Consider the following 6,000-nt stretch of genomic DNA (forward strand, 5'->3'; position numbering starts at 1 on the left):
GCTATAACTTCCATACTAATGACAAATTGAGTCTGCTGATTTTCAGAATAAAGCTATAGCTCTGACGCCAATAGCGCATTAATCTCCGCTATCCATTGTCAATCAGGCCATACCTTGGGTATCTCACCAGTGCTGCCCAGAGTAGTAGAAGCTGCGCTGATACAATAGCTATTAATGCAATTGATGTAATGTAACAATAAAAGCCCCATAACCACAGGAAGAAAGTGTTATGAAAATGCGTACCTCAATGATTGCCCTGAGCCTGACGGCATTACTTAGCGGCTGCCAGAATATAAATACCGATAGTTTGATGCAATCCGGTGCCCAGGCTTTCCAGGCTGCAACCCTGAGTGATGCTGATGTCAAAAACCTCAGTGAAAAATCTTGTGTGGAAATGGATCAAAAAGCCCAGATAGCTTCTGCTGATAGCGCCTATGGCAAACGCCTGGCAAAAATCTCAGCAGCATTGGGTGATAATATCAATGGCACACCAGCTAACTATAAGGTTTACGTCACAAAAGATGTCAATGCTTGGGCGATGGCCAATGGCTGTATTCGTGTTTACAGCGGCTTGATGGACATGATGAACGACAATGAAGTGGAAGCGGTCGTCGGCCATGAGATGGGCCATGTGGCGTTGGGGCATACGCGTAAAGCGATGCAAGTTGCCTATGGCACCACCGCCCTGCGCACTGCCGCCGCCTCTGCCGGTGGCATTGCCGGGCAACTGTCGCAGTCTCAGTTAGCCGATATTGGCCAGAAATTGGTGAATGCCCAGTTCTCACAAAAACAAGAAAGCGAGGCCGATGATTACTCATTCGACCTGCTGAAAAAGCGCGGTATCGATCCCAAGGGTTTGGTCACCAGCTTCGAAAAACTGGCTACCATGGAAGCCGGCCGCAGTAGCAGCATGTTTGATGATCACCCGTCCTCACAGGCTCGCGCCGATCATATCCGCCAGCGCATCGCCGCCGAGAAATAACAGTTACCGCCACTCTCTTGTCAATGCAAACGCCCCCCACAATAGGGGCGTTATGACTTATTCCACCGCCAGATTAACCTCAAGATGATCACCATTGATCCGCACCGGGTAAGTGTTCAAATCCCGATCCCCTGGTTCACGTAAGCATTGCCCGGTTCGGATATCAAACAGCGCGCCATGCAATGGGCACTCGACCGTCTCGCCATCCATAAAACCTTGGCTTAACAATGCATTGGCGTGAGGGCAAACATCTTCCATTGCGAAATACTCACCATCAATGACATAGACGCCAATCCTTTTATCATTCACCTGAGCTGAGAAAGGAAAGTCCGGTTTGACGTAGTTTATCTTACAAACACTGACCCATCCCATGAAAGCACCTCGCAGATTATCGTCAGAAATCACAATATTAGTGTGGTTGATAATCAGACAATCACCAGTCGTCGCGCAAACAAAAAGGGCAAACCTGAGTTTGCCCTTAAGTGATATTAATCAGTTACTAATGATTACTCATCTTCAAGATATGTATAACCGTACAGACCAGCTTCAAACTCTTCCATAAACTGAGCTTGTAGCTCGGTATCCAGATCCGTTTCTTTCACTTGATCAGAGAACTGTTTTAGCAATTTTTCTGGGTTCAATTGAACATATTCCAGCATATCCGCGACAGTATCGCCTTCATCGGTCTGTTCAAACTCAACCGTACCATCAGGGAAGACAAACACATCTACGGCGGCGGTATCGCCGAACAGATTGTGCATATTGCCCAGAATTTCCTGATAGGCACCGACCATAAAGAAGCCCAGCAACGGCGGATTCTCAACATCATAAGGCGGCATTGGCATGGTGGCTGCCACTCCGTCGCCATCAATATAGTGGTCGATGGTGCCATCAGAATCACAAGTGATATCCAGCAACACCGCACGGCGCTCTGGTGGCTTATCTAACCCTTCCAATGGCAAAACAGGGAAGAGCTGATCAATACCCCATGCATCCGGCATTGACTGGAACAGCGAGAAATTCACATACAGCTTGTCGGCCATACGCTCTTGCAGCTCATCAATGATTGGCCGATGCGCACGGTTGCTCGGATCCAACTGCTTTTGGATCTCATTACAAATGCTCAAATACAGTTCTTCAGCCCATGCACGTTGGGTCAGATCCAATATCCCATGGGCATACTGGGAATGGACATCGTGCAAGTCCATCTGGCTATCATGCAGCCATTCGCGCAGGGAACGGCGGTTTTCTGGCTCTTGCATTTCCAACCAAGTATCCCACAGGCTGATCAGCGCACGAGGTGCATCTTCTTCCGGTGGTTGTGGCTCATTGAACTCATTACGTTCCACGCCGATAACATTGGAAACCAGCACGGTATGGTGCGCGGTAACTGCGCGGCCCGATTCCGTAATCACCGTGGGGTGCGGCAAGCCGTGCTCATTACAAGCATCACCGATACCCCAGATAACGTTGTTGGCATATTCATTCAGGCCATAGTTTACTGAGCAATCAGATTGGGAGCGCGTCCCTTCGTAATCCACACCCAGACCACCGCCCACATCGAAACACTGGATATTGACACCCAGTTTGTGTAGCTCCACATAGAAGCGGGCAGATTCACGTACACCGGTGGCGATATCACGGATGTTGGATAACTGAGAACCTAAATGGAAATGCAATAATTGCAGGCTTTCCAAGCTATTGGCTTCACGCAGCATATCAACCAACTGCAATACCTGAGTCGCAGACAAGCCAAATTTGGATTTCTCGCCACCACTAGCCTGCCATTTGCCAGAGCCTTGTGATGCCAAACGCGCGCGGACACCTAAGCGCGGGACGACATTCAGACGCTCGGCTTCTTCCAGTACCATTTTGATTTCTGACATCTTTTCGATGACCAGATACACTTTATGGCCCAGTTTTTCGCCAATCAATGCCAGACGGATATATTCACGGTCTTTATAGCCATTACAAACGATGACCGAGCGAGTCATACCCGCATGCGCCAAAACCGCCATCATTTCAGCTTTAGAACCCGCTTCCAGCCCTAACGGCTCACCGGAATTAACCAGTGATTCAATGACCCGACGATGCTGGTTAACTTTAATCGGATAAACCAGGAAGTAATCGCCTTCATAGCCAAACGACTCACGCGCGCGTTTAAACGCACTATTAATTGAGCGCAGGCGATGCTGTAAAATCTGGGGGAAACAGAATAACGCAGGCAGGCGTTGCCCTTGCTCAAGCTGCATTTTTTTGACCAATTCCGCCAAATCGACACGCGCCTCGCGAACATCCGGATCAGGGCAAACACTGATATGGCCTAGTTCATTGACGTCAAAATAGTTGCCACCCCAGTAGGCGACGTTATACGTGCTCAGCATCTTGCTAGCATTACGATCATTCATGGCAACCTCCTGCATGGAGCGTAAAGAAACATGTGCGCCCGCTGCTGACGGACGGCCAATCAAGTTATCATCAGACATAATTCGCCTCTATTGCGATACTGACGATAAAGTCAGCTACTATCGCAGCTACAACCAGCAAGGACAACCCGCGTGAATGCCAAATTGGCAGAATATTGCGCTATAAAGCGCAATCCACTAGCAGTTTATCTCGGCTATTCATTACCCCAAACAGGGTAAATCACGTTTAAATGTAAAATACGTTTGACTGTAAATAACGTATTGAGATTTTGTGAATCGGATTAGCCGCAAAGTCGCCAAGCTAGCCGGATTCAGTGCTTCAGGGGGTAATTAACCCGCCCGCGAATCCTGAGTTGCACCCATGTGGGTATAACATCGGGTTGATGGTGTACAAGAAAGGGAGGTTGCAAGGGGGGATTGAACGTCAGAACGACGCAGCTGTTGATGTGCAGCAACCAGTAGACAATGGATCATTAATCCAACCACCTCCACGCATGCCGCTCATAATGAACGGACAAGACTTTATTAATAAACAAATTAAGTAACAGTAAAATGACGCTGCCATTTTAGTGCTCATCACGATGATGCGCTCATAAGATTGAGCGCCTCTCACTAAGTGCGAAACACTAAGAATCTAACAATGAGCTAATGTCATCTTCTGCCATCTTCATCATTGCGTATCGAATAAGCTGCGCGCGCAGTTTATACCTATAACGGAAGAAAAATGCAAAATGAAAATGGCTTGCATGCCCTAAATAATTCGAGTTGCAGGAAGGCGGCAAGCGAGATAATCCCGACGAGCTTACTGTAGTAAGTGATTCGGGTTATTGAGTGTAGCCAACGCACATGCAGCTTGAAGTATGACGGGCATAATTGTATCAAGCGGTAAATAAATCAAGTAACAACCAAAGTGAGAAATATCTTGATGCAAAAAGGGCTGGCGTTAATAGCAAAAGCTGACCTAAAATAGACGTCCAGATGTTAATACATCCATCCATTTTAATTGCTAGAATGTCTGTGTCATTATAATTATGACGGACTTCTAAAGGGATAGACTGCTAAAGGCTTTGCCTAAAGAGGCGTTGTAAAGTGCAATACAGCGAAAAGCCCATACAAACCGCGGCTCTAGTTGCTTGACTTCAATGCTATGCAGTGACATTTCACTTGTATTCAAGGTAAAGAAAAACAATGGCTAAACACCTATTTACGTCGGAATCAGTTTCCGAAGGACATCCTGACAAAGTTGCCGACCAGATTTCAGACGCTGTACTTGACGCAATTCTGGAGCAAGACCCAAAAGCACGTGTTGCCTGCGAGACCTATGTCAAAACGGGTATGGTATTAGTTGGCGGGGAAGTGACCACTAACGCGTGGGTAGATATCGAAGAAATTACCCGCCGTACTGTGCGCGAAATCGGTTATGTCAATTCTGAGATGGGTTTTGATGCTAATTCTTGTGCTGTCTTGAGTGCAATCGGTAAACAATCTCCTGATATTAATCAGGGAGTTGACCGTGCTGATCCACTGGAGCAAGGTGCGGGTGACCAAGGTTTGATGTTTGGCTACGCCACCAACGAAACCAGCGTCTTGATGCCAGCACCCATTACTTATGCTCACCGTTTGGTCGAGCGCCAGGCTGCAGTGCGTAAAGATGGTACTTTGCCATGGTTGCGCCCGGATGCGAAAAGCCAGATTACCTTCCAATATGACGATGGAAAAATTATCGGTATTGATGCGGTTGTTCTGTCAACTCAGCATTCAGAAGATATTAGCCTGACGGATTTACAAGAAGCGGTGATGGAAGAAATCATCAAGCCGATTCTGCCGGCCGAGTGGCTCAATGCTGCCACTAAATATCATATTAACCCAACAGGCCGTTTTGTTATCGGTGGTCCAATGGGTGACTGTGGTCTGACTGGCCGTAAAATTATCGTTGATACCTACGGCGGTATGGCACGTCATGGTGGCGGTGCATTTTCGGGTAAAGACCCATCCAAAGTTGACCGTTCTGCCGCTTATGCTGCTCGTTATGTGGCAAAAAATATCGTCGCGGCTGGCTTGGCTGACCGTTGCGAGATTCAGGTTTCTTACGCTATCGGTGTGGCAGAGCCGACTTCCATCATGGTGGAAACATTTGGTACCGGGAAGATCTCTGAAGATAAATTGGTCACTTTGGTACGTGAGTTCTTTGAACTGCGCCCTTATGGCCTGATCCAAATGCTGGATCTACTGCACCCGATCTATCGCAAAACTGCCGCTTATGGTCACTTTGGCCGTGAAGAATTCCCTTGGGAAAAAACTGACAAAGCCGCGTTGTTGCGTGATGCTGCTGGCCTGAAATAAGTTTAGGCCGATCAGTTCTCAATCGCAAAAACCCCGCCAAGCGCTGAGGGATCCCCACTAATTCAGCGCTAATAAACCAACACCATACTTCGGTAGGTTTTGGCGAGGTGATTAAGAACTGCATCCAGTGCTGTTCGCGTTAAAATTAGCGGAGAGTGTCGCAAGATATTCTCCGCTAATGTCAGATAAGATATAACCCGTCGTGACTTAAGGCTGTTAGCCTGATACCTCAGATGTAACCCTTTATTT

4 protein-coding genes and 1 pseudogene are annotated in these 6,000 nt (G+C 47.6%); 2 read left to right on the forward strand and 3 right to left on the reverse strand.

What is annotated here, in order from left to right:
* The first annotated feature begins 229 nt into the window (after positions 1-229).
* Positions 230-982, forward strand: coding sequence for a M48 family metallopeptidase (locus tag OVO64_RS15245; RefSeq protein WP_038631025.1), 753 nt, complete (start codon positions 230-232; stop codon positions 980-982).
* A 57-nt stretch (positions 983-1,039) separates the two neighbouring features.
* On the opposite strand, the gene OVO64_RS15250 is transcribed toward OVO64_RS15245, so the two are convergent.
* Both OVO64_RS15250 and speA read right to left on the reverse strand, forming a co-directional pair.
* On the reverse strand, positions 1,040-1,354 hold the full coding sequence (locus OVO64_RS15250; protein ID WP_038631023.1) for a non-heme iron oxygenase ferredoxin subunit: 315 nt from the start codon (positions 1,352-1,354) through the stop codon (positions 1,040-1,042).
* A 134-nt stretch (positions 1,355-1,488) separates the two neighbouring features.
* A complete protein-coding gene (speA, locus tag OVO64_RS15255) occupies positions 1,489-3,468 on the reverse strand; it encodes a biosynthetic arginine decarboxylase (RefSeq protein WP_145509428.1) in 1,980 nt (659 codons plus the stop codon).
* Positions 3,469-4,596: 1,128 nt separating this feature from the next.
* On the opposite strand from speA, the gene metK reads away from it, so the two are divergent.
* Entirely contained in the window at positions 4,597-5,751 is a 1,155-nt protein-coding gene (gene metK / locus OVO64_RS15260) for a methionine adenosyltransferase (protein ID WP_038631020.1), read from the forward strand.
* A gap of 68 nt (positions 5,752-5,819) precedes the next feature.
* Here metK and OVO64_RS15265 read toward each other — a convergent pair.
* Positions 5,820-6,000, reverse strand: a pseudogene (locus OVO64_RS15265) (IS4/IS5 family transposase); the annotation flags it as partial.

It is taken from the genome of Yersinia sp. Marseille-Q5920 (assembly GCF_946902935.1).
Lineage (GTDB): Bacteria > Pseudomonadota > Gammaproteobacteria > Enterobacterales > Enterobacteriaceae > Yersinia > Yersinia rochesterensis.